At 62.1% G+C, this 21,097-nt stretch carries 16 protein-coding genes; 5 read left to right on the forward strand and 11 right to left on the reverse strand.

From position 1 onward, the window contains the following. Positions 1–429: 429 nt before the first annotated feature. A complete protein-coding gene (locus M5B43_RS10410) occupies positions 430–1,545 on the reverse strand; it encodes a Gfo/Idh/MocA family oxidoreductase (protein WP_248750021.1) in 1,116 nt (371 codons plus the stop codon). A gap of 281 nt (positions 1,546–1,826) precedes the next feature. On the opposite strand from M5B43_RS10410, the gene M5B43_RS10415 reads away from it, so the two are divergent. From M5B43_RS10415 to M5B43_RS10435, 5 genes are all read left to right on the forward strand, one after another. Further along, positions 1,827–2,876, forward strand: coding sequence for a YCF48-related protein (locus M5B43_RS10415; RefSeq protein ID WP_248750022.1), 1,050 nt, complete (start codon positions 1,827–1,829; stop codon positions 2,874–2,876). Between the two features lie 15 nt (positions 2,877–2,891). Continuing rightward, entirely contained in the window at positions 2,892–5,267 is a 2,376-nt protein-coding gene (locus M5B43_RS10420; RefSeq protein ID WP_248750023.1) for an RND family transporter, read from the forward strand. A gap of 79 nt (positions 5,268–5,346) precedes the next feature. Further along, positions 5,347–5,643 (forward strand): DUF5629 family protein, encoded by a 297-nt coding sequence (locus tag M5B43_RS10425; RefSeq protein WP_248750024.1) that lies wholly within the window; start codon positions 5,347–5,349, stop codon positions 5,641–5,643. Continuing rightward, positions 5,630–6,805, forward strand: a complete 1,176-nt coding sequence (locus tag M5B43_RS10430) for a lactonase family protein (protein ID WP_248750025.1) — start codon at positions 5,630–5,632, stop codon at positions 6,803–6,805. Before M5B43_RS10425 ends, M5B43_RS10430 begins: the two co-directional genes overlap by 14 nt. Positions 6,806–6,961: 156 nt before the next feature. Beyond that, complete coding sequence (locus M5B43_RS10435) at positions 6,962–7,141, forward strand: hypothetical protein (RefSeq protein ID WP_248750026.1); 180 nt, start codon at positions 6,962–6,964, stop codon at positions 7,139–7,141. 336 nt (positions 7,142–7,477) lie between these two features. Here M5B43_RS10435 and M5B43_RS10440 read toward each other — a convergent pair whose 3' ends face one another. The 10 genes from M5B43_RS10440 to M5B43_RS10485 all read right to left on the reverse strand — a co-directional run bounded on the left by M5B43_RS10440 (position 7,478) and on the right by M5B43_RS10485 (position 20,620). Then, the gene (locus M5B43_RS10440; RefSeq protein WP_248750027.1) at positions 7,478–8,071 is read right to left on the reverse strand and encodes a glutathione S-transferase; all 594 of its coding nucleotides are present in this window, start codon (positions 8,069–8,071) and stop codon (positions 7,478–7,480) included. Further along, positions 8,068–11,706: an AAA family ATPase gene (locus M5B43_RS10445; RefSeq protein ID WP_248750028.1), complete on the reverse strand. Its 3,639-nt coding sequence runs from the start codon at positions 11,704–11,706 to the stop codon at positions 8,068–8,070. Before M5B43_RS10445 ends, M5B43_RS10440 begins: the two co-directional genes overlap by 4 nt. Beyond that, the gene (locus M5B43_RS10450) at positions 11,703–12,944 is read right to left on the reverse strand and encodes an exonuclease SbcCD subunit D C-terminal domain-containing protein (protein ID WP_248750029.1); all 1,242 of its coding nucleotides are present in this window, start codon (positions 12,942–12,944) and stop codon (positions 11,703–11,705) included. Before M5B43_RS10450 ends, M5B43_RS10445 begins: the two co-directional genes overlap by 4 nt. Before the next feature lie 214 nt (positions 12,945–13,158). Next, entirely contained in the window at positions 13,159–14,799 is a 1,641-nt protein-coding gene (locus tag M5B43_RS10455) for a BatD family protein (protein ID WP_248750030.1), read from the reverse strand. After that, complete coding sequence (locus M5B43_RS10460; protein WP_248750031.1) at positions 14,796–16,541, reverse strand: tetratricopeptide repeat protein; 1,746 nt, start codon at positions 16,539–16,541, stop codon at positions 14,796–14,798. Before M5B43_RS10460 ends, M5B43_RS10455 begins: the two co-directional genes overlap by 4 nt. Then, positions 16,538–17,626: a VWA domain-containing protein gene (locus M5B43_RS10465; protein WP_248750032.1), complete on the reverse strand. Its 1,089-nt coding sequence runs from the start codon at positions 17,624–17,626 to the stop codon at positions 16,538–16,540. Before M5B43_RS10465 ends, M5B43_RS10460 begins: the two co-directional genes overlap by 4 nt. Then, the gene (locus tag M5B43_RS10470; protein ID WP_248750033.1) at positions 17,619–18,113 is read right to left on the reverse strand and encodes a DUF4381 domain-containing protein; all 495 of its coding nucleotides are present in this window, start codon (positions 18,111–18,113) and stop codon (positions 17,619–17,621) included. The genes M5B43_RS10465 and M5B43_RS10470 overlap by 8 nt, the downstream gene beginning before the upstream one ends. Next, entirely contained in the window at positions 18,110–19,042 is a 933-nt protein-coding gene (locus tag M5B43_RS10475; protein ID WP_248750034.1) for a DUF58 domain-containing protein, read from the reverse strand. The genes M5B43_RS10470 and M5B43_RS10475 overlap by 4 nt, the downstream gene beginning before the upstream one ends. A 5-nt stretch (positions 19,043–19,047) precedes the next feature. Beyond that, the gene (locus M5B43_RS10480; protein WP_017739127.1) at positions 19,048–20,007 is read right to left on the reverse strand and encodes a MoxR family ATPase; all 960 of its coding nucleotides are present in this window, start codon (positions 20,005–20,007) and stop codon (positions 19,048–19,050) included. A 259-nt stretch (positions 20,008–20,266) separates the two neighbouring features. Next, a complete protein-coding gene (locus M5B43_RS10485) occupies positions 20,267–20,620 on the reverse strand; it encodes a hypothetical protein (protein WP_248750035.1) in 354 nt (117 codons plus the stop codon). Between the last annotated feature and the right edge of the window lie 477 nt (positions 20,621–21,097).

The following is a 21,097-nucleotide window of genomic DNA, read 5'->3' on the forward strand; positions in this document are numbered from 1 at the left end:
TCTAAATGTGGGAGAGGGCTTGCTCCCGATAGCGGTGTACCAGTCACCAGATGAATGAACCGAACCACCGCCATCGGGAGCAAGCCCCCTCCCACTTTTCAGATCTCGTTCACTTTGCCCCAGCCCAGCCGCTCAACAACCCACGCCGTTTCAAAGTCAGTGCCATCAACGCCTTGCGCTCACTTGAAAGCGTAGGTGATCTAAATATGGGAGCAAGCCCCTCCCACTTTTCAGATCTCGTTCACTTTGCCCCAGCCCAGCCGCTCAACAACCCACGTCGTTTCAAAGTCGGTGCCATCATCGCCTTGCGCTCACTTGAAAGCGTAGGTGATCTAAATGTGGGAGGGGGCTTGCTCCCGATAGCGGTGTACCAATCACCAGATAAATGAACCGAACCACCGCCATCGGGAGCAAGCCCCTTCCCACATTTCAGACCTCGTTCACTTTGATCCAGCGTTCTTCTTTAGCCGCCATGCGAATCGCCGTCGCCAGCCGCTCAACGGCCCACGCTGCTTCAAAGTCGGTGCCATCTGCGCCTTGCCCGGTGAGTGCCATGATCAACTCGTGTACCTCCAACGTCTTCAACTCGTTGTAGCCCAATTGATGCCCCGCAGCCGGGCTGAACGCGGCATAGCCGGGCAGGGCAGGGCCGGCCAGCAGCCGTTGGAACCCGTCGTGGCCGACCCGGCACAGGCGTAGTTCATTCAAGCGTTCCTGATCGAACGCCAGCGTGCCTTGCGTCCCGCTGATCTCGAAACTCAGGTGGTTTTTGTAGCCATGCTTGAGCCAACTGCTGCTGACCGTGCCGCGTGCGCCGTTGGCGAACCGCAACAGCGCATGCACCTGGTCATCCACGGCGATGGCTTTTGCCGTGGGGCTACCGGCCGTTGCAGGGCGTTGGACGTGGACAGTCTGGGTGTCGGCGCACACGCTGACCACATCGCCGACCAGATAGCGCGCCATCGACAGCAGATGGCTGCCCAGGTCGGCCAGGGCGCCACCGGCGTGTTCGACTTCACAACGCCACGACCAGGGTGAGGTCGGGTCGGCCATGAAATCCTCGCTGAATTCACCCTGGAAGCTGATGATCTCGCCGAGGTCGCCCTGGTCAATCATCTGCCGCGCCAACACGATCATCGGGTTGTGCTGGTAGTTGTAGCCGACGCGCGTCACCACGCCGGCCGCACTGGCGGCGCGGCGCATGGCGTCGGCCTGTTCCAGGCTGACGGCCAGCGGTTTTTCGCAATACACCGCTTTGCCCGCCGCAATTGCCGCCATGGCCATGGGGTAGTGCAGATGGTTGGGCGTGGTGATGGCCACGACATCGACCTTGGGGTCGTTGACCAGTGTTTGCCAATCGCCATGGGCCTGGGCAAACCCCCAGGCCGTGGCGCAACGCTGGGCGCGTTCGGTGTCGGCGTCGGCCAGGGCTACCAGCTTGAGGTGTACCGGCAGTTCAAACACCGCCCGCGCGTTGTTGAACGCCAGCGCGTGGGCGCGGCCCATGAAGCCTGTGCCGATCAAGCCGATTCCGAGTTCACGCATAGCCGTGGTCCTTTGGATTATTGTTTTCAGGAAGGCTATTAATGGAATAAATATTCCTTGAATTCAATAGATGGAATAAAAATTCATTCATCAGCCTGGTTAATGCACGCATATTCAGGCCACGGCCAAAAGCCAGCAGTTAACAAAACATAACGTAGCGTCGATTGTCAGACGATTCCAAAGCCCGATAGGATGGCCCCTGCTTCCCAGGCGCTCTAGATTGCAGGTTTCAAGCCCTGGAAGCGGAGACGACCTAACAATAATAAAGGGGAGAAAGGTCTATGAGTGAGCCTGTCATGGGGTGGGCCGTTTGCCGCCCACGTGCCGCACGCAGGGTTGCGGTGCTGGCCACAGCGCTCTCGCTGCTGGGGGTGTTGTTGACGCCCGCGCTGGCCGCTGGCGAGACCAGCACACAGCCGGTATTTGCGATTGAATCTCCCAAGGCCGCCAAGGGCCTGATGATCGATGTCGTCCACGCCGGCGCTCGCCTGGTGGCGGTCGGTGATCGCGGGCACATCCTCTATTCCGATGACCAGGGCAACACCTGGGCCCAAGCCAAGGTCCCTACCCGGCAACTGCTGACGGCGGTGTTCTTTGTCGATGACAAGCAGGGCTGGGCGGTCGGCCATGATGCGCAGATCCTCGCCAGCATCGACGGTGGCGCCACCTGGACCCAGCAATATCAGGACCTCAAGCGCGAAGCCCCGCTACTCGACGTGTGGTTCAACGACGCCCACCACGGCCTGGCCGTGGGCGCCTACGGTGCGCTGATCGAAACCACCGACGGCGGCAAGACCTGGGAGGATGTCAGTGAGCGCCTCGACAACGAGGACCAGTTCCACCTCAATGCCATCGCGTACATCAAGGATGCTGGCCTGTTTATCGTCGGCGAGCAGGGCAGCATGTTTCGCTCCAGCGACGACGGCCAGACCTGGGAAAAACTCGAAGGCCCTTACGAGGGCTCGCTGTTCGGCGTGATTGGCACCGCGCAACCGCGCACCTTGTTGGCCTATGGCCTGCGTGGAAACCTGTACCGTTCCGCGGATTTCGGCAGCACCTGGGAGCCCGTCGAATTGACCGCCACGCGAGGCGCCCTGGAGTTCGGCCTGTCGGGAGCGACGTTGCTGGAGGACGGCTCGCTGGTGGTGGTCGGTAATGGCGGCAGCGTGGTGGTCAGCCACGACGATGGCCAGACCTTCAGTGTGTTCAACCGCCCGGACCGCATTTCACTCTCGGCCGTCACGGCGGCGGGCAATGGCAACTTGATTCTGGTCGGGCAGGGCGGTGTTCGAGTGGCCACGCCGACCGGCGCCGAACCCACAAAACAATAAGAAGGCGGGGAAAGAATGAGCAGTCATCACAACGATAAAGCGACCCTTCTTGAGCGCCTGATCTTCAACAACCGCCCGGCGGTCATCGTCATCTGCCTGTTGGTGAGCGTATTCCTGTTCTGGCAGGCGACGTTGATTCGCCCGTCCACCAGCTTTGAAAAAATGATCCCGCTCAAGCACCCCTTCATCGAAAAGATGATGGAGCACCGCAACGACCTGGCCAACCTGGGCAACACCGTGCGCATTTCGGTGGAAGCCAAGGACGGTGACATCTTCACTCCGGCCTACATGGAGACCCTGCGCCAGATCAACGACGAGGTGTTCTACATCTCTGGCGTCGACCGCTCGGGCCTCAAGTCGCTGTGGAGCCCCAGCGTGCGCTGGACCGAAGTGACCGAAGAAGGGTTTGCCGGCGGTGAAGTCATCCCGCAGAGCTATAACGGCTCACCGCAAAGCCTCGATCAATTGCGCAATAACGTGCTCAAGTCCGGCCAGGTCGGGCGTCTGGTGGCCAACGACTTCAAGTCGAGCATTGTCGACATCCCGCTGCTGGAGTCCTACCCGGACCCGCAAGACCAGGGCAAGTTGCTGGCCCTGGACTACCGCCAGTTTTCCCATGAGTTGGAAGACAAGATCCGCGACAAGTTTGAAGCGCAGAACCCCAACGTCAAGATCCACATCGTCGGTTTCGCCAAGAAGGTCGGCGATTTGATCGACGGTCTGGTGATGGTGGTGATGTTCTTCGGCATCGCGTTCGTCATCACCCTGGTTCTGCTGCTGTGGTTCACCCACTGCCTGCGCAGCACCGTGGCGGTGCTGAGCACGACGCTGGTGGCGGTGATCTGGCAGCTCGGGCTGATGCACTTTTTCGGCTTCGGTCTCGACCCGTATTCGATGCTGGTACCGTTCCTGATTTTCGCCATCGGTATTTCCCACGGCGTGCAGAAGATCAACGGTATCGCCCTGCAATCCAGTGAGGCCGACAACGCGCTGACGGCGGCGCGGCGCACCTTCCGGCAACTGTTTCTGCCCGGGATGATCGCGATCCTCGCCGACGCGGTGGGCTTTATCACGCTGCTGATCATCGACATTGGCGTCATCCGTGAACTGGCTATCGGTGCGTCCATCGGCGTCGCGGTTATCGTGTTTACCAACCTGATCCTGCTGCCGGTGGCCATTTCTTATGTCGGCATCAGCCAGCGCGCCATCGCCAAGAGCAAGAAGGACGCACACCGCGAACATCCGTTCTGGCGCCTGCTGTCGAAGTTCGCCAGCCCGAAAGTGGCGCCGGTTTCGGTGTTGCTGGCCTTGATCGCTTTTGGTGGCGGCCTCTGGTACAGCCAGAACCTGAAGATCGGCGACCTGGACCAAGGCGCACCGGAGCTGCGCCCGGACTCGCGCTATAACAAGGACAACAACTTCATCATCAGCAACTACTCCACCAGCTCCGACGTGCTGGTGGTGATGGTCAAGACAAAGGCCGAAGGCTGTTCGCGCTATGAAGCCATGGCGCCCATCGACCAGTTGATGTGGAAAATGCAGAACACCGAGGGCGTGCAGTCGGCGATCTCATTGGTGACGGTGTCCAAGCAGATGATCAAGGGCATGAACGAGGGCAACCTGAAATGGGAAACCCTGTCGCGCAACCCGGATGTGCTGAATAACTCCATCGCCCGTGCCGATGGCTTGTACAACAACAATTGCTCCCTGGCGCCGGTGCTGGTGTTCCTCAACGATCACAAGGCCGAAACCCTCGACCGCGCGGTGCATGCGGTGCAGGACTTCGCCAAGGACAACAACAAGGACGGCCTGGAATTTATCCTCGCCGCCGGTAACGCCGGGATCGAGGCGGCCACCAACGAAGTGATCAAGGCGTCGGAACTGACCATCCTGATCCTGGTGTACCTGTGCGTGGCCACCATGTGCATGATCACCTTCCGCTCCTGGGCCGCCACCCTGTGTATCGTGCTACCGCTGGTGTTGACCTCGGTGCTGGGCAACGCGCTGATGGCGTTCATGGGCATCGGCGTCAAGGTGGCGACCTTGCCGGTGGTGGCGCTCGGGGTGGGGATCGGCGTGGACTACGGCATCTACATCTACAGCCGCCTGGAAAGTTTCCTGCGTGCCGGTCTGCCGCTGCAAGAGGCGTACTACCAGACGCTCAAGTCCACCGGCAAAGCCGTACTGTTCACCGGCCTGTGCCTGGCCATCGGTGTCTGCACCTGGATCTTTTCGGCGATCAAGTTCCAGGCCGACATGGGCCTGATGCTGACGTTCATGCTGCTGTGGAACATGTTCGGTGCACTGTGGCTGTTGCCGGCCCTGGCGCGGTTCCTGATCAAACCTGAGAAGCTGGCAGGGCAGAAGGGCAATTCGTTGTTCGCGCACTGAGTGATTTAGACCATCGCCGTGAGGCACGGCGGGGGATTTGACCTATCATGTGTCTTTTCCCCCGCAGTGACTTCACACCATGACCGACGCCCACCCCAACCTGAGTAGCGCCCTGACCGACAGCGACATGCTGATCATCAACGGGCTGCACGCCTTCGAGTTCACCTTTGATCAGCACTTGTTGATCCAAAGCATGGACGGCCGGGAACTCAAGCGTTGGACGTTCAGCCCAGAACAACTGAATGCCGCGACCTTTGATGACACCTTGCAAAGCTGGCTCCTTCGCAACGAAGACGGCGAACACCGCCTGGTTTGCTTGAGCGCCATCAAGGGCGACAACAATAACGACGAGGATGAAGCCGATGATGATGCGTAAATTCTGGCCCCTGCTGATGGCGGGCAGTGTCGGTGCCATGTCGGTGCAAGCCGCACCGGCCGACACCTATGAACTGCTGGTGGGCAGCTATACCGCCGGCACCAGCGAAGGTATCTACCGCCTGCAATTTGACAGCCGTACCGGCCAGTTCAGCGGCAAGCCCGTGTTGGCGGCCAAAACAGCCAACCCTTCCTGGCTGACGATCTCCAAGGACCAGAAGCACCTGTTTGTGGTCAATGAAAACGGCCCGGGCCAGAAAGACCCGGTGGGTCGCGTCAGCAGCTACAGCATCGACCCGCAGAATCACCAGCTCACCCTGATCAACCAGGTGCAGAGCCTGGGTAATGAGCCGACCCATTCCAGCGTGGCCGCCGATGGGCGCTACCTGTTCGTTGCCAACTATTCGGTTCTGGAAGACCCGGGTGGCAGCCTGGCTGTCCTGCCGGTCGATACCACGGGCAAGCTGTCGGCACCGGTGCAGTTGAGCGGGCATCCGGCCAGCCGCGTGAACCCTGAGCGCCAGGCGTCCAACCATGTGCATTCGGTGGTGTCGTCGCCGGACGGCAAGTACGTGTTTGTGCAGGACCTGGGGGCAGACAAGGTGTTTGTCTACCACTACGACCCCAAGGCCAACCACGAACTGCCGCTGACCCCGGCCAACCCGGCTTCGCTGCCGTTGCCTCCGGGCAGTGGCCCGCGTCATTTATTGTTCAGCGCAGATGGCAAGCATGCCTGGTTGACCACCGAGATGAGCGCCCAGGTCGCGGTATTCGATTACAACGATGGCAAGCTCAGCCAGACCCAACTGGTGGACTTCGCGGCCGGCCAGCCGGTGTCCGACAAAGCCGGCGCCGCGTTGCATGCCTCCAGCGATGGCAAATTCCTCTATGTCAGCAACCGTGGCACGGCCAATCAGATGCTGGTGTTCAGCATCGACCCGGCCACCGCGCACCTGAAGGAAGTCCAGCGCCGCTCCGTCGAAGGGGATCACCCGCGTGAGTTCAGCCTGGACCCGAGCGGCAAGTTCCTGCTGATCGCCAACCAGAAAAGTAATGAAATCGTGGTGGTTGAACGCGACCCCAAGACCGGCCTGCTGGGTAAAACCGTGCAGAAATTGCCGATCGACGCCCCCAGCGACCTCAAGTTCCTGGTGCGTCAATAAGCCACAGGCCCCGCAACGCGGGGCCTGACCCTTGCTATTAATTCCATTAATAGCGGCTACTGTTTCAAAGCATTTTTAAGGCTCAGCCCTCGGGCGTAAGTTGGGTTCCAAGGTCCTCCCGGGCCACCCAACCAAACGAACACAAGGGTCACCGCCATGAACTTCAATCTCTTCTCGATCATCGCCGCTTCCGCTGTTTCCGCGACTGTTGCCTTGCCAGCGGCCGCCAGTGTGGAACTCACCGGTAAAAAATCCAGCACCACCGCTTACACCCAGAAGTACCTGCAGCAAAGCGCCAACTTCTACGCCGCACTGGATCACAAAGCGCAGCACTGAGCTACAGGTGGTGAAGGCATAAGTGTGGGAGGGGGCTTACTCCCGATTTCAGTGCCTCAGTCAACACACCTGCAACTGCACCACCGCTATCGGGAGCAAGCCCCCTCCCACATATTGACCGAGTCAGGCGCCGGTTTTTGGTACTCGCCCATCTGATGCGGGGGGGGGGCCGGTCAAGCAGTACTTCATCATGCTGCTGTCGATGGTGGTCTGACAGGCACACCGCAAAGCAAATGTGGGAGGGGGCTTGCTCCCGATAGCGGTGGTGAAGCCAGCTTGTTCTTAGCTGACCCACTGCAATCGGGAGCAAGCCCCCCACATTTAATCGAGGAGGGCTCAGGTCTTTGCCATTACTTCGACAAACAGCGGCGACTCCAGAAACCGCTGCAACCAAGCCTGCAAGCGCCGATAGGGCGTCCCCGCAAACCACGCTCGATCCACATGGGCAAACTGGCGCACAAACGGCGCCAGTGCCACATCGGCCAGGCTCACATGTTCGGCCAGCAAGCAGTCCCGTCCTGCCAGTAACCCTTCAAGCTTTTGCAAGAACACCTCGCCCTCGGCGCGATAATGTTCCATTGGCTGCTCGGGGTAACGCTCGGCGTACTTGTATCGATTCAAGTGATACTTGAACCCTTGGTCATTCTCGGCAATCAGCGCCAGCACCGCTGGGTCACCCTGAAGTAACCAATCCTCGGGATCGTGCTGCGCCAATGCCCACTGCATGATCTCCAGGCTTTCCTCGATCACTCGCCCCTCGACGCTCAACACCGGCACCGTGCCCTTGGGCGACAGTGCCAGCATCTCGGCGGGCTTGGCCTTGAGGCTCACCTCGATGATGCGCACCGGGACACCTGAATAGCGCAAGGCCAGGCGCGCCCGCATCGCATAAGGGCAGCGACGAAACGAATACAGCAGCGCCTCGCTCACTTGACCTCCAGGGTGCTCAGGCCATTGCCTTGGCGTTTAACCTGGATTTGCACCGGGATGCGCTCGTGCATTTCCTGCACGTGGGAGATCACCGCCACCTTGCGGCCCTGGGCCTGCAAGCCGTCCAGAGCATCCATGGCCAATTGCAGCGACTCGGGGTCGAGGCTGCCAAAGCCTTCGTCGATAAACAGCGACTCGATCTTCAAGGTGCTGGAGGCCATCGAAGCCAGGCCCAGTGCGAGCGCCAGGGACACCAGGAAGGTTTCACCGCCTGACAGCGAGTGTACCGAGCGCAGTTCGTCACCCATTTCCGTGTCCATCACCAGCAGGCCGAGCATGCTGCCGCCGCGTTTAAGACGGTAGCGGCGCACCAGTTGGCGCAGCTGTACGTTGGCATGGTGCACCAGCAGGTCGAGGTTGTAGGCCTGGGCGATCTTGCGGAAGGTGTCGCCGGTGGCCGAACCGATCAGCGCATTCAGGCGTGCCCAGCGCTGCCATTGCTCATAGGCTTTGGCGATTTGCTCGGCCAGGGCCTGGTTGGCATGCTGGCGGCGTTGGTCTTCGGACTGGCGCGCGCGCAGTTCGGCGCAGTGTTTCTCACCCTCGGCCAATTGCTGATTCAGCGCGGCCAGGGTGCTGTCCAGTTGTTCGGCGTGCAGATTGCCGTTGTGCAGGGCCTGGTGCTCGGCCAGGCGTTGTTCGCGCTCCTGCAACAACACCTTGGCTTGCTCCACGGCTTTTTCGCTGTGTTGCAATTGCTGGCGCAGTTCGTTGACGTGGCTGTCATCAAAGGCCAGCAAGCGTGCGAGCCCTTCGTCGTCCAATTCTGGGTGCAGGGCACGCCATTCGCCCAGGCGCTCGCCGAGGGCCTGCTGTTCGGCGGCCAGTGCCTGCTGGCGTTCCTGCTGGGCCTTGAGATCGGCGGCCAGTTGGATCAGGGCATTGCGGATGTCTTGCAGCAGTTGGTTGGCGTCGGCCTCACCTTGGCGTGCCTGGGCCACAGCGTCGTCCAGTTGCTGTTGCCACTGTTCGACACGGCTGTGCGCGCCAAGCAGGGTGCCGAGCTTTTCGTGAGCGGCCTGTTGCCGTGCCGCCAACCCGCTGACCTGCTGGCGCAAGGCATCAAGTTGTTGCTGGCGATGCTGCTGATGGGTGTGCTCTTTCTCGATGGCCTGTTGGCGCTCTTGTTGCTCCGCCAGCTCATCGCGTTGGTGGCCCAATTGCTCCAGGCGTTGGCTGACGTGCTGGTCCAGTTGCATAAAGGTCGCGGCTGGTTCCTTGCGTAAACCTTCGAGGGTGTCGGCGGGCAACAGGCTGGCAAAGGCGTGCAGTTCCTGGTCGAGACGTTCGCGGTCGCTGGACAGTTCGCGCTGCTGGTCCAGTAGCAACTGACGGGCTTGCTGGCTCGCGTCCTGGGCGGCTTGCAGTTGCTGCTGCAGGCACCCGGCGTTCTGTTGCAGGTTGAGCAGGGCACTTTGGCGTTGTTCGTCCTGGGTGATGCTTTGCGTCAACTGATGGAGTTGCTGGGCCAGCCAGGCGCTACGCTTGGCCGCGTCCTGGTTGAACAGCGACGTGGACAGAGGATGCGCCTCCAGGCTGGGGGCCAGGCCCTGTTGTTGAATGGCCAACTGCTCTTGCTGTTGCAGGAACTCCTTTTGCTGGGCAATCAGGCCGCCGACCTCACCACGCAGCTCAGTGAGTTTTTCCTTGAGGGTATCGACGGCTTTCTGCGCCGTGGCCTCTTCGTTTTCATCGTGGCGACCGAGGCTCTGCAACAGGGCTTCGGGTTGGTGATACGGGTGCTCGTGGCTACCGCAGACCGGGCAGGGCTGGTCATCCTGCAACTGCTCGCGCAACTCTTCGACGCTGGCACTGCGGGCCAGGCGTTGGCGCTCCAGCAGTTGCTTGGTCACCGTCAGGGTTTGCTCCGCCACTGTCAGCTCGGCTTTGGTTTGCAGCCCGGTCTGGTTCAGGCGCTCGCGTTGCTGCTGGGCGTCGGCGAGTTTGTGCACCAGCGCACTGGCCTGTTGATCCAGCTGCTGCTGGCTGTCCCACAACCGTGCGAGGTCTTCGAAGGCTCGCTGTTGCTTGCGATTGTCTTGCAGCAGGCTGGCCAGCAATTGGATCTGCTCGGCCACGGCGTGAGGTTCGGCGCCGGCCTCCTGATACAGCAGGTCCAAGGCGTCGCGCTGTTGGGTGAACTGCTCGGCGGCGGCGCTGGCGCGCAGTTCGAGCTGCGGCAGCTCGGCCTGGCCCTGGTTGAGGCGATTGCCGATCAACATCAGCTGTTGCAGGCGGTCGCGGTAGGCGCTCCAGGCCTCGCTCAGCGGTGCAAGGGCGGCGCTGCGCTCAAGCTCGGTGGCCAGGCGTTGCAGGCGCTCGCCGACCTGGGCCTGTTTCTCCTGCAAGCCCATGAGCAGGGCTTGGCCTTCGGTGCAGGCGGTTTCGTGTTGCTGCTGCTCGGCAGTGCGCGCGGCCAGCTCTTGGGTCAAGTGGGCAAGGGTGTTCTGTTCTTCGAACGCCTGGCGCAACAGGGGAACCGCGTCGGCCTGGTTTTTCAGGGCGTCGGTCAGTGTTGCGTGTGCGGCCGCTTGCTGGTGTTGCGCCTGTTCCTGGCGGGTATGCAGCGCCGCTTGCTCTTGGGTATGTTGCTGAATCTGCGTGGCCAAAGGCGTCAGCAAGGTGCCCAGTTGCGCCTGGCGCACAAAGTGATGGCGTTGCGGTGCCAGTTGCTCTAGGCGATTCAGGTCCTGGCGTTGCGGGCCTTGGCCGTCCCATTGCTGCTGGGCTTGCTGCAACTGCTCGACGGCGCTGAGCTGGCGCTCCTGCCACTCACGCAACTCTTTAAGCCAGGTGTGCTGCAACTCCAGCTGTTTGAGCTGGGCTTGCTGGGTCTTGAGCTGTTGCTGGGCCTCGGCCAACTGTTGATCCAGTTCGGTACGGGCTTCAGGGGCCAGGGGCACCACGCCCGTGGCTTGGTCTTGCAGCTGTTTGTGGGCGTCCTTGGCCTCTTTGGCTTTATCGAACGCGCGACGGCCAAGTTGGGTGTATAGCGCGGTATCGGTGAGCTTTTCCAGCAGTTCGCTGCGCTCATTGTCGTTGGCCTTGAGGAAGGCGCTGAACTCACTTTGCGCCAGCAGCACCGCGCGGGTGAACTGCTCGAAGTTCAGGCCCAGGGCCAGTTCCAGCTGGGTTTTGTATTCGGTTTTCTGGCTGGCGAGCAACTGGTCGCTGTCCAGATCAATCAGGCTCTGGCGGCTGTTCTGCAACTTGCCGCTGGCCTTGTCGCGGGCGCGGTTGGCTTCCCAGCGTGCACGGTAGCGGCGGCCATTGACACCGACAAAATCCACCTCGGCATAGCCGCCACCGGTGCCGCGTCGAATCAGGGTGCGCGGGTCGCCGATGGAAATATCCGTATCGGCATCCGGCATTTTGGCCTGGCCGGTATCCCCCAGGCGCGGCACCGCGCCAAACAGCGCCAGGCATAACGCATCGAGCAGGGTACTTTTACCCGCGCCGGTGGGCCCGGTGATGGCGAACAGACCCGCACTGGCCAGGGGCTCGGCGGTAAAGTCGATTTCGAACGGGCCCGCCAGGGAGGCGAGGTTTTTCAAGCGGATGGCGAGAATCTTCATGGCTGTTCGCCCTCCTGTTGCACTTCCTGGAGCAGCACGGCGAAGTCCTTCAAGGTCTGTTCATCCACTTCGCTGCCGTAGCTGTCCTGCCAGGCGCGGCTGAACAACTCCTGGGGCGTGAGCTGGTCGAGTTCGATCAGTTGCGCATCGTCCGCCTCTGCACTGCCGCGCGTGCCGGCATATTCGGCGGCGATACGCACCAGGCGCACGGCTTTGCCTTGCAGGGCGGTTTCGATCTGCTGGCGCAGGTCCGGTTGCGGCTCGTCGAGGCGTACGCGCACTTCCAGCCAGGGGTGGCGCTGGGTTTCGGCCAGCAGGTCAATGTCGGGCAAGTCGGCCAATGCCTTGAGGATATCGGCCAGGGGCGCGGCCTCCAGGCGTTGCAGGTCGACTGAGCGTGGAATCAGGAGCGGTTCGACGCTGACCAGTCTTTCGCCCTGGAACGTTACGTCCAGAACCTGGTGCTTGTAGCCGATTTCGGAAAACGACAGTGGAATAGGCGAACCGCTGTAGCGAATGCGTTCTTCGCCATTCACCTTTTGCGGCTTGTGCAAATGGCCAAGGGCGACATAGGCGACACTTCTATCGAACAGTGTGGCCGGCAGCGCCTCGGCATTGCCGATGATCAAGCTGCGCTCGGAGTCTTCTGATACCGAACCGCCAGCCATATGCGCGTGGCTGATGGCTATCAGCGCCTGGCCTTTTTTGCGTTTGCCGTTGGCGGCGGCGATCAACCACTCATGTACCTGACCGATACCGCGCAAATAGTCGTCACCCAGGTGCGCACCGGTGACTTCCGCCGGGCGCAGGAAGGGCAGTGCCAGGCACCAGCCGGCGATCTTGCCTTTGGCATCCGGCAATGGGATCAGCAGGCGTTCGGCGTCCAACTGGCCGTCGTCCAGCCACAACACCCGACCCAGGGCGTGAGTCCGCAAGCGGCGCATCAACGGCGCGGGCAATTCGATACGGGAACCGGAGTCGTGGTTGCCGGCAATCATCACTATCGTGAGGTGCGGGTTCTGTTCGTGGGCGCTGATGATGAAGTCATACAGACGCTCCTGGGCCTTGAGCGGCGGGTTGACCGTGTCGAAGATATCGCCGGCGATCAGCAGCACATCCGGGCGCTGTGCTTTCAACTGGCCCAGCAGCCACTCAAGGAAACAGGCGTGTTCGAAGTCGCGTTCCTGGCCATGCAGGTTTTGCCCAAGGTGCCAGTCGGAGGTATGAAACAGACGCAAGGCGAACTCCGTGAAGAAGATGAAAAGGAGGGGAGTTTACCTGCAAACGCGGACACCGTGCCTGCGGGTGACCACAGAACCAATGTGTGTGGGTGCGACGATTTGACAAGCCCGCTCGCCACAGGTTACCGGTTGCTCGTTCTAGCGCTTAACTGACCGGCATTGGGGCAAGTCCCCTCACACATGGATGTCGGGGTGTCAGGTAGATCGAGGTTTATTTAGGGTACAACGGCGGCAAGCTGGTGGTGTCGGTCGCCGGGCCTTGTTCACGCTCGGCCACGGGGATGGCTTTGATTGCGCGCCACAGGTCTTCACCCAGCCAATATTGGCCGCTCTCGCTGTACAGGGCGCCGTTGAGACCATCCAGCGCGTCCGACAACGGCACAAACCGCGCCGCCATATCGGCCAGGGTTTCCGGTTGCTGGCGGGCCCAGGCGTCGAGGGCCTGGCGGGTGGCCTGGGGGTCGTTGGCCTGGGTGGCGCGCTTGAGGTCATCGAGCAGGGTGCGTGGGCTCGGGCCGGTTTGTGCGGCGCGCTGCACGGCCGGTTGGCGGCGTGCACGCCACCATAGGCCCAAGCCCAGCAACGTGGTGCAGGCAAGCACCAGGGTGCTGAGTTGCCACAGCCACAGGCTGTCATCGTCCGGCGCGGTAATCACCGTCGGCGTGGCGGGAGTGTCCACAGCCAGGCTGGGGTTGACCGCGACTTGCAGGGTACGTGGCGGCAGGCTGGTGCGTTCGAGGTGATCTTCGTGGGTGTTCCACCACACCACTTCCACCGGCGGCAGTTCCAGGGCCCCGGCGCGGGTAGGCACCAGGGCTTCACGTTCTTCGCGGCTGCCGATCAGGCCGCGGTCGTTGTTCTGGTTAGCCAGTACCGGTTGGTCCGGGTAGCGTCGCAGGCCGTTGACGTCGGTGCCGGGCAGTGCCGGTAATTGTGCGCTGGACAGGCCCTCGGCCTTGACGATGAGGCTGCGGGTCAGGGAGTCGCCGACCTGCACGTGGTCCGGCGTGGGGTTCCAGCCTTCACTCAGGGTCAGGCTGCGCGCCGGCAACCATGGGGCGTCGGCGGGGTAGAGCTCAGGCTTGGGTTTCACCGTCAGCGGCAGGGGCGCCGAACTGGCGTGGATCAGCTTGCCCGGCTTGGTGCCTTGCAACGTGTTTTCCTGGGGCGGGCGCGATTCGACCAAGGTGGCGCTGAAGGTCTGTGCCGGAATCACCAGGGCACCGCTGTGCTGCGGGTAGATCGCATAGCGGGTTTCGATCACGCCGTGGCGAATGCTGTTGATGACTTTTTCATAGGTACGCGATTCACCTAACTGCTCAATGCGGGCGTCGGGAATCTGCAACGGTGTCAGGCTGCTGTCGTCATACAGTGACACCGAATGGTAGACGCGCACCGTCAACAGGGCCTGCGCCTGGACATACACGCTGTTCTGGTCGAGGTCGGCTTCGACAAACACCGACGCCAGTTCGGCGCTGGTGTTCTGGCTGGCGGTCTCCACCACTTGCAGGGTGATCGGCTGGGTCCTGAGCTCGCCCACTTGCAGCGGTGGGATGACCACGGTGCCGTTTTCCTTGGGCAGCAGCGTGATGATCCAGCGGGTGGTGGCATGGTTATCGCCGCCCAGGGTGGTGAGCTGGTTGATCTGGCGGGTGCCGCTGACTTCGAACTGCGCATCCAGGGGCGACAGGTCCGGCTTGCCGAACTGGGTCACGTCGCTGGATTCCACCGTCAGCTCCACCGTTTCCCCGGAATTAAGGCGGCTGCGGTCGACGCTGGCGGCCAGGTTTGCCGCCTGGGCGTGACCTGCCGATAACGCGAGCAGGAGCAAAAGGGGGGTGCGGCGGCTCATCGAGTCTTGTCCTGATATTGTTGCTGTTCGTACCAGAATTTGCGGCGTAACAGCTCCCCGGGGTTGTCCGGGATCTGCTGCAACCATTGCTCCAGAGCTTGGCGATGCTCGCCTTCAAGGCGGGTATCGGCAGGGCGCAGGGGCGGCGTGGTGGTCTGCTCATCGCCCAGCTCGCTGCCTGGCACTTCGTTACCGCCAGCCTGCGGCGGGGTGCCGGCCTGGGTGTCGTGGGCACCGGCTTCACCTGTTTCCTGGCCCTGGGGTGATTGCTCGCCAGGCTGGGTACTTTGTGCGCTGGCGCCCGGCTGCGCAGTTTGGCCGGGTTGGGTGGTTTCGTCATCTTCGTTTTTTGCCGGCTTGGCCGGCTCGGGTTGCGCTTGCTCTTGAATCAGGCTTTCGACCAGAGCTTTGTTTTTCAGGGCCGGTTGCAAGTCGGGCTGGGCTTCAAGCGCTTGTTCGTAGGCGTCGATCGCGGCCTCCAGTTCGCCGGCCTTGGCCAGGGCGTTGCCACGATTGTAGTGGGAATAGGCGTCACTGCCCTGGGCAAAACGCTTGACGGCCTCGGCGTAATTGCCGGCCTCATACAGTGCCACGCCTTGCCATTGGGGGTCTTGGAAGCGCTCGGCGGCTTCAGCCGGGCGCTTCTGTTTAAGCAGGTACTGGCCTTGCTGGTCCGGGCGCAGCCACAAGTCCTGGAGTTCAAAGGCATAACTGGGCTGCGGTGCGCACATCAGCAGCAGGGGTAGGCAAAACAGCCAGCCGCGACGGCCGGCACACGCCGCCAACAGCAGCAGCGGCAGGAGCAGCCAGTAACCCTGGTCGGCCCAGGTGTCGAGGTGCAGCAGTTGGCCGTCGTTGCGCAGGTTCTGCGCGCTGTCGAGCAGGCCGAGTTGGCGCAGGTCTTTGTCGTCCAGGCGCGCGGCGCGGTAGTGGCCGCCCATTTCACTGGCGAATGCCTTGAGGGTTGGGCTGTCCAGGCGCGGCACCAAGATCGCGCCCTGGTCGTCCTTGAGGAACTCGCCGTTTTCCTGGGTGACCGGTGTGCCTTCACGACTGCCGATGCCGAGGATCGACAAGGACGGTGCCTGGGCACCTTCCAGCTGCAGTCGGATGCCTTGGCGCTCCTGCTTCGATAAAGACGAACCGACCAGCAGCAGGCGGCCCTGGCCGAGGCCGCCTTGCTTGAGCAGGTCCAGGGCTTTTTTCACCGCCAAGTCGGCGCGATGGCCGGGCGCGGGCATGATTGAGGGGCGCAAGGCTTCCAGCAAGTTGCGGCTGGTGGCCAGGTCATCGGACAGTGGCACCAGCGTATGGGCGCTGCCGGCATACACGACGATGGCCGTTTGCGCGTTGGCGCGGGCTTGCAGCAAGTCATACAGCTTGCGTCGCGCCTGCTCCAAGCGGTTGGGCGGGGTGTCGGTGGCGAGCATCTCCGGGGTCAGCTCCAGCAACACCACCAGCGGGTCGGCAGGTTTCTGGCTGGACTGCTCAACCCGTTGCCAGCTGGGGCCGAGCAACGCCAGCACGGCCAGCAGCCAGGCGATGCCCAGCACCACCCACGGGGATTTGCTCTCGCGGCCGTTGCCACCGCTGAGCAATACAGCATGGAAGGCCGGTGGCAGGATCATCTGCCAGCGCCCGGCGCGCTTTTGTCGGTGCCACAACTGCCACAGCAGCCAGCCGAGCAGCGGCAGCAGCAACAGCCACCAGGGGCGGAACCAGTGCGGCCACAGGGCGATCATCGACGCCTCCGCAGGCGCAGGCGTTTGAGGCGTTGACGCCATTCAGGGTGTTGCTGCAGAAAAATCCCCTTGCTCGACAATTTGTTGAACAGCCGCTGCAAGGCGTTGTTCGGCCAGCGTTCCTGGACCACCAGCAGCAGGCTCAAGACCAGCGCCAGGGCCAGCGGGCCGCTGTACAGCGCCAGGGCCGGGCGGGCCTGAGTCGGTTGTTGTTCGACGGGCTCGAGCTTGTCGAGGGTCTGCTTGATCTTTTGCAGTTCGTTGCCATCCCGGGCGCGGAAGTACTGGCCGCCCGTGGCCTCGGCAATCGCCTTGAGCGCCGGTTCGTCAAGGTCCAGGCTCGGGTTGACGCCCAGGATGCCCAGGGAGCCGGTTTGCTCGGGGTCGGCGCCGATGCCGATCGGGTAGATTTTCACGCCTTCTTCGGCCGCCAGGCGCGCGGCCGTCAGCGGGTCGATCTGCCCGGCATTGTTGGCGCCGTCAGTGACCAGGATCAGCACGCGGCTTTGCGCCGGGCGTTGGCGCAGGCGTTTCAAGGCCAGGCCGATGGCATCGCCGATGGCAGTGTTCTTGCCCGCAATGCCGATGCGTGCTTCATCCAGCCAGGTGCGCACCGTGCGCCGATCAAAGGTCAGGGGCGCTTGCAGGTAGGCCTGGCTGCCGAACAGGATCAGGCCCACGCGGTCACCTTCACGGCCTTCAAGAAAGTCTCCCAGCAGGTGCTTGACCAAGGACAAGCGACTGACGTCGTCGTCCTGCCAGTGCATGTCGGGGAAGTCCATGGAGCCGGACACGTCCACCGCCACCAGCAAGTCGCGGCCGCTGGCGGCAATCGGCAAGGGTTCGCCCAGCCATTCCGGGCGTGCGGCGGCGGTCAACAGCAGCAGCCACAGCACCACGAACGGCGCCTGCTGGCGCCAGCCGGGCAGGTTCACCCGGGCACGGCGTCCAGCCAACCCTTCGAGGTCGCCGAGGTAGCTGACTTTCAACGCCGGCTCACCGCTGTCAGCCACCGGCAGAACGATGCGCATCAGCCATGGCAACGGCAGCAGGGCGAAGATCCAGGGCCAGGCGAACTCAAACATGTTTGCGAATCCAGGTGTCGACGGCTTGGGTCAAGCCGGCGATGGCTTTGTCATCGAGTTTGCATTCGGGTTTGTAGGCGCCTTCCACCAGCACCATCCAGCGCGTGAGGCCAGCGGCAGGGCAGCGGTTGTCGAGGAACGCCAGCCATTTGCGACCGTTGAGGGTATGACTCTGGCTGTACGGGTAATCATTGCGGCACAGGCGCTTGAGCAAACCGTTGAGTTGCTGCAACCAGGCGCCGGCAGGGGCGCCGTCGTAGGGTTTGGGCATCAGCGCCAGTTCCGCCAGGGCGGCAATCCGCAGCGGGTCCAGTGGTTGTTCGGCGCGAACCACGGCACGACGCACCGGCAGGAAGCGGCGCAGGGACCACAGGCCCCAACCGAGCAGCGCAAGCACCAGCAACAACAGCCACCAGCCTGGCGCCGGCGGCCAGAAACCAATGGTCGGCGGGGCGATCAGCGGTTGCAGTTGGTCCAGGCGGCTCATTGTTTTTTAACCGGGCGTTGCGGGTTGAGGTATTCACGCAGTTGCTCGACCATTTCACTCTGCGTGCTCAGCGGCATCAAGAGTACGCGCAGCTTCTGCGCGAGCAATTCCCAGCGGGCGATTCGGGCTTCGGCCTGGGCCTTGTAGGCTTGGCGCAGATCGAAGTTCAGCGTGTCCAGTTCCAGTTGTGCGCCCCGTTCGGCAAAGCGCAGCAGCCCGGCGGCGGGCAGGGCGTGGTCCAAGGGGTCGGAGATCGGCAACAGCAGCAGGTCGCAATGGCGCGACAAAAGACTCAGCTGTTGCTCGGCGCCCTCGGTGAGCGCGCGCTCGTCGCAGATCACAATCCCCAGGCTGCCCGGGCGCAAGACCTCGCGGCCACGGCGCAGGGCCATGCCGAGGGCGTCGGCTTCCGGGCGACTCTCGGTGTTCAGGCTCTGGTTGACCCGCACCAGGCGGTTAAGCAACTGCAACAGGCTTTGTTTGCTGCGTCGGGGTTTGATTTCGTAGTGCTCGCTGTCGCCGAATACCAGCCCACCCACCCGGTCGTTATGCCCCAGTGCCGCCCAGCCGATCAGGCTGGCCGCCTGCGCCGCCAACACCGATTTGAACATCTGCCCCGAACCGAAGAACAGCCGGCAGCTTTGCTCGACCATGATGAAAATCGGGCGTTCGCGCTCTTCGTGGAACAGCTTGGTGTGCGGCTCCTGGGTGCGCGCTGTCACACGCCAGTCGATGGTTCGCACGTCGTCGCCGGCCTGGTACACACGCACCTGGTCGAAGTCGACACCGCGCCCGCGCAGTTTGGAGTGGTGCAGGCCGATCAGCGGGCTGCGCTGGCTCGGTGTCGAAAACAGCTGCACTTCGCGCACGCAGTGGCGCATCTCAATCAATTCACTGAGTGTTACGCGAATACCTGCGCTGGCGTTCATCGATTTCAAGCGACGGCAACGACGTCGAGAATGCGTTGCACCACGCGGTCCTGGTCAATACCCGCCGCTTCGGCCTCGAACGAAAGAATGATGCGGTGGCGCAGCACATCGAACAGCACCGCCTGGATGTCCTCCGGGCTCACGAAGTCGCGGCCGGCCAGCCAGGCATGGGCACGGGCACAGCGGTCCAGGGCGATAGAGCCCCGGGGGCTTGCGCCATAGGCGATCCACTCGGCCATTTCCGGGTCGAACTTGGCTGGGGTGCGGGTGGCCATGACCAATTGCACCAGGTATTCCTCCACCGCGTCGGCCATGTACAAACCGAGGATTTCCTTGCGCGCGGCGAAGATCGCCTGCTGGCTGACGCGGCGTTCGGGCTTGGTTTCGCCATTAAGGGCTTCGCCGCGGGCCTGTTGCAGAATGCGCCGCTCCACGGCCGCGTCGGGGAAGCCGATCTTGACGTGCATCAGGAAACGGTCGAGCTGGGCTTCGGGCAGCGGGTAGGTGCCTTCCTGTTCGATGGGGTTTTGCGTGGCCATGACCAGAAACAACGGTGACAGTTCGTACGTGCTGCGACCCACACTGACCTGGCGCTCGGCCATGGCTTCGAGCAACGCCGACTGAACCTTGGCCGGGGCCCGGTTGATTTCGTCGGCCAATACCAGGTTGTGGAAAATCGGCCCTTGCTGGAACACGAAGCTGCCGGTTTCCGGACGATAGATCTCGGTGCCGGTGATGTCGGCGGGCAACAGGTCAGGGGTGAACTGGATACGATGGAACTGCGCTTCAATGCCCTCTGCCAGCTCCTTGATCGCCTTGGTCTTGGCCAGGCCCGGTGCACCCTCTACCAGCATGTGGCCGTCGGCGAGCAGGGCGATCAACAGGCGATCGATGAGTTTTTCCTGGCCGAGAATCTGCGTAGAAAGAAAGGTTCGCAGCGCAAGCAGCGCTTCACGATGTTCCATCGATGACGGTTCCTGGAAAGATGAGCCTGGTGGTCGAGCGCGAACGCCAGGCTTGGGAGGCTTACTTTAATGCATCGAAGGGGGTGGCGACTAACGGCGTCACGGGTATTTTCAGAAAAACTTGTAGGCTTTTGGTGTGGGAACACGGTCAATGTGGGAGGGGGCTTGCCCCCGATGCCCGTGTGTCAGGCACAGATGTATTAACTGACCTGCCGCTATCGGGGGCAAGCCCCCTCCCACATTTGAACTAGGGTGCAGCTCAAATCCGGATGAAAGTGCCAGTGCCTGCGAGGATTTTCTGCAAGGTTTCCTCCACGTCAGCCAGGTCGGATGCGGCCGTGGCGTGGGTGATCTCCAGATGATCCTTGCCACCCAATGCATCGGCATCACCCGCTGCAAGTTCGACCAGCAACCTCGTGGCACTCAAGGTGATCTTCAGCCCATCCAGCGTCGATGGCTCGTAATCCCAGGTCAGTTCCACTTCCTCTTCATCCGGGTAGCGGCTCAACATGAACATTTCGCCGTTCTTGCCGTGGCAGCAAAGCATGGCCATGTTGTCTTCTTCTTCGTCGCACGGGGTAGCCATCAGGGCGTCGGTTTTCAACTGCAGCATGGGAAATCCTGTGTGGAGGAGGGCGTTGCGTTGGCAATTGTGCCATTGCGGAAAATTTTGTGCTGCAACCTGTGTCAGGCCCAGTGCATGACCTGGCGGGCACTATCAGTCATTTCCGGTACTCGATGCCTTGGAAAACGCCATATTTTCTCTCCGGTTGCGCAGGTTGCCCAAGCCGCAACCCACAGCCTGCTTACCGATGACCGAATATGTCGCAGCGTCGCAAGCAGCGTTCTTCCTACACTCGTTAAGCTGCGCAACGGATGCGCACGTGCCTGGCGCCTGACCTGCCCGTCGTACCGTCACCCGGCAAGGTGCGCATCTTATGGAAGTTGTATGTGACCTGACTGTCTTGTCCAGCTTCACCCACCTGTCACCCTGATTCGTTTATGGTGCTTATTGTCACTAGCAGCGAACAGAGCTGACGGTCTCCCCGCAAGGGGATAACACGCGACGCTTCCATCAATAACAAGCCCA

Source organism: Pseudomonas sp. MWU15-20650, from assembly GCF_023242475.1.
In the GTDB taxonomy this organism is placed as follows: Bacteria; Pseudomonadota; Gammaproteobacteria; order Pseudomonadales; family Pseudomonadaceae; genus Aquipseudomonas.

Coding starts and splice junctions, on each gene's coding strand:
- M5B43_RS10425 (WP_248750024.1), top strand. CDS start 5,347: ATGACCGACGCCCACCCCAACCTGAGTAGCGCCCTGACCGACAGCGAC.
- M5B43_RS10475 (WP_248750034.1), bottom strand. CDS start 19,042: ATGAACGCCAGCGCAGGTATTCGCGTAACACTCAGTGAATTGATTGAG.
- M5B43_RS10485 (WP_248750035.1), bottom strand. CDS start 20,620: ATGCTGCAGTTGAAAACCGACGCCCTGATGGCTACCCCGTGCGACGAA.
- M5B43_RS10430 (WP_248750025.1), top strand. CDS start 5,630: ATGATGATGCGTAAATTCTGGCCCCTGCTGATGGCGGGCAGTGTCGGT.
- M5B43_RS10445 (WP_248750028.1), bottom strand. CDS start 11,706: ATGAAGATTCTCGCCATCCGCTTGAAAAACCTCGCCTCCCTGGCGGGC.
- M5B43_RS10420 (WP_248750023.1), top strand. CDS start 2,892: ATGAGCAGTCATCACAACGATAAAGCGACCCTTCTTGAGCGCCTGATC.
- M5B43_RS10470 (WP_248750033.1), bottom strand. CDS start 18,113: ATGAGCCGCCTGGACCAACTGCAACCGCTGATCGCCCCGCCGACCATT.
- M5B43_RS10410 (WP_248750021.1), bottom strand. CDS start 1,545: ATGCGTGAACTCGGAATCGGCTTGATCGGCACAGGCTTCATGGGCCGC.
- M5B43_RS10455 (WP_248750030.1), bottom strand. CDS start 14,799: ATGAGCCGCCGCACCCCCCTTTTGCTCCTGCTCGCGTTATCGGCAGGT.
- M5B43_RS10460 (WP_248750031.1), bottom strand. CDS start 16,541: ATGATCGCCCTGTGGCCGCACTGGTTCCGCCCCTGGTGGCTGTTGCTG.
- M5B43_RS10465 (WP_248750032.1), bottom strand. CDS start 17,626: ATGTTTGAGTTCGCCTGGCCCTGGATCTTCGCCCTGCTGCCGTTGCCA.
- M5B43_RS10415 (WP_248750022.1), top strand. CDS start 1,827: ATGAGTGAGCCTGTCATGGGGTGGGCCGTTTGCCGCCCACGTGCCGCA.
- M5B43_RS10480 (WP_017739127.1), bottom strand. CDS start 20,007: ATGGAACATCGTGAAGCGCTGCTTGCGCTGCGAACCTTTCTTTCTACG.
- M5B43_RS10435 (WP_248750026.1), top strand. CDS start 6,962: ATGAACTTCAATCTCTTCTCGATCATCGCCGCTTCCGCTGTTTCCGCG.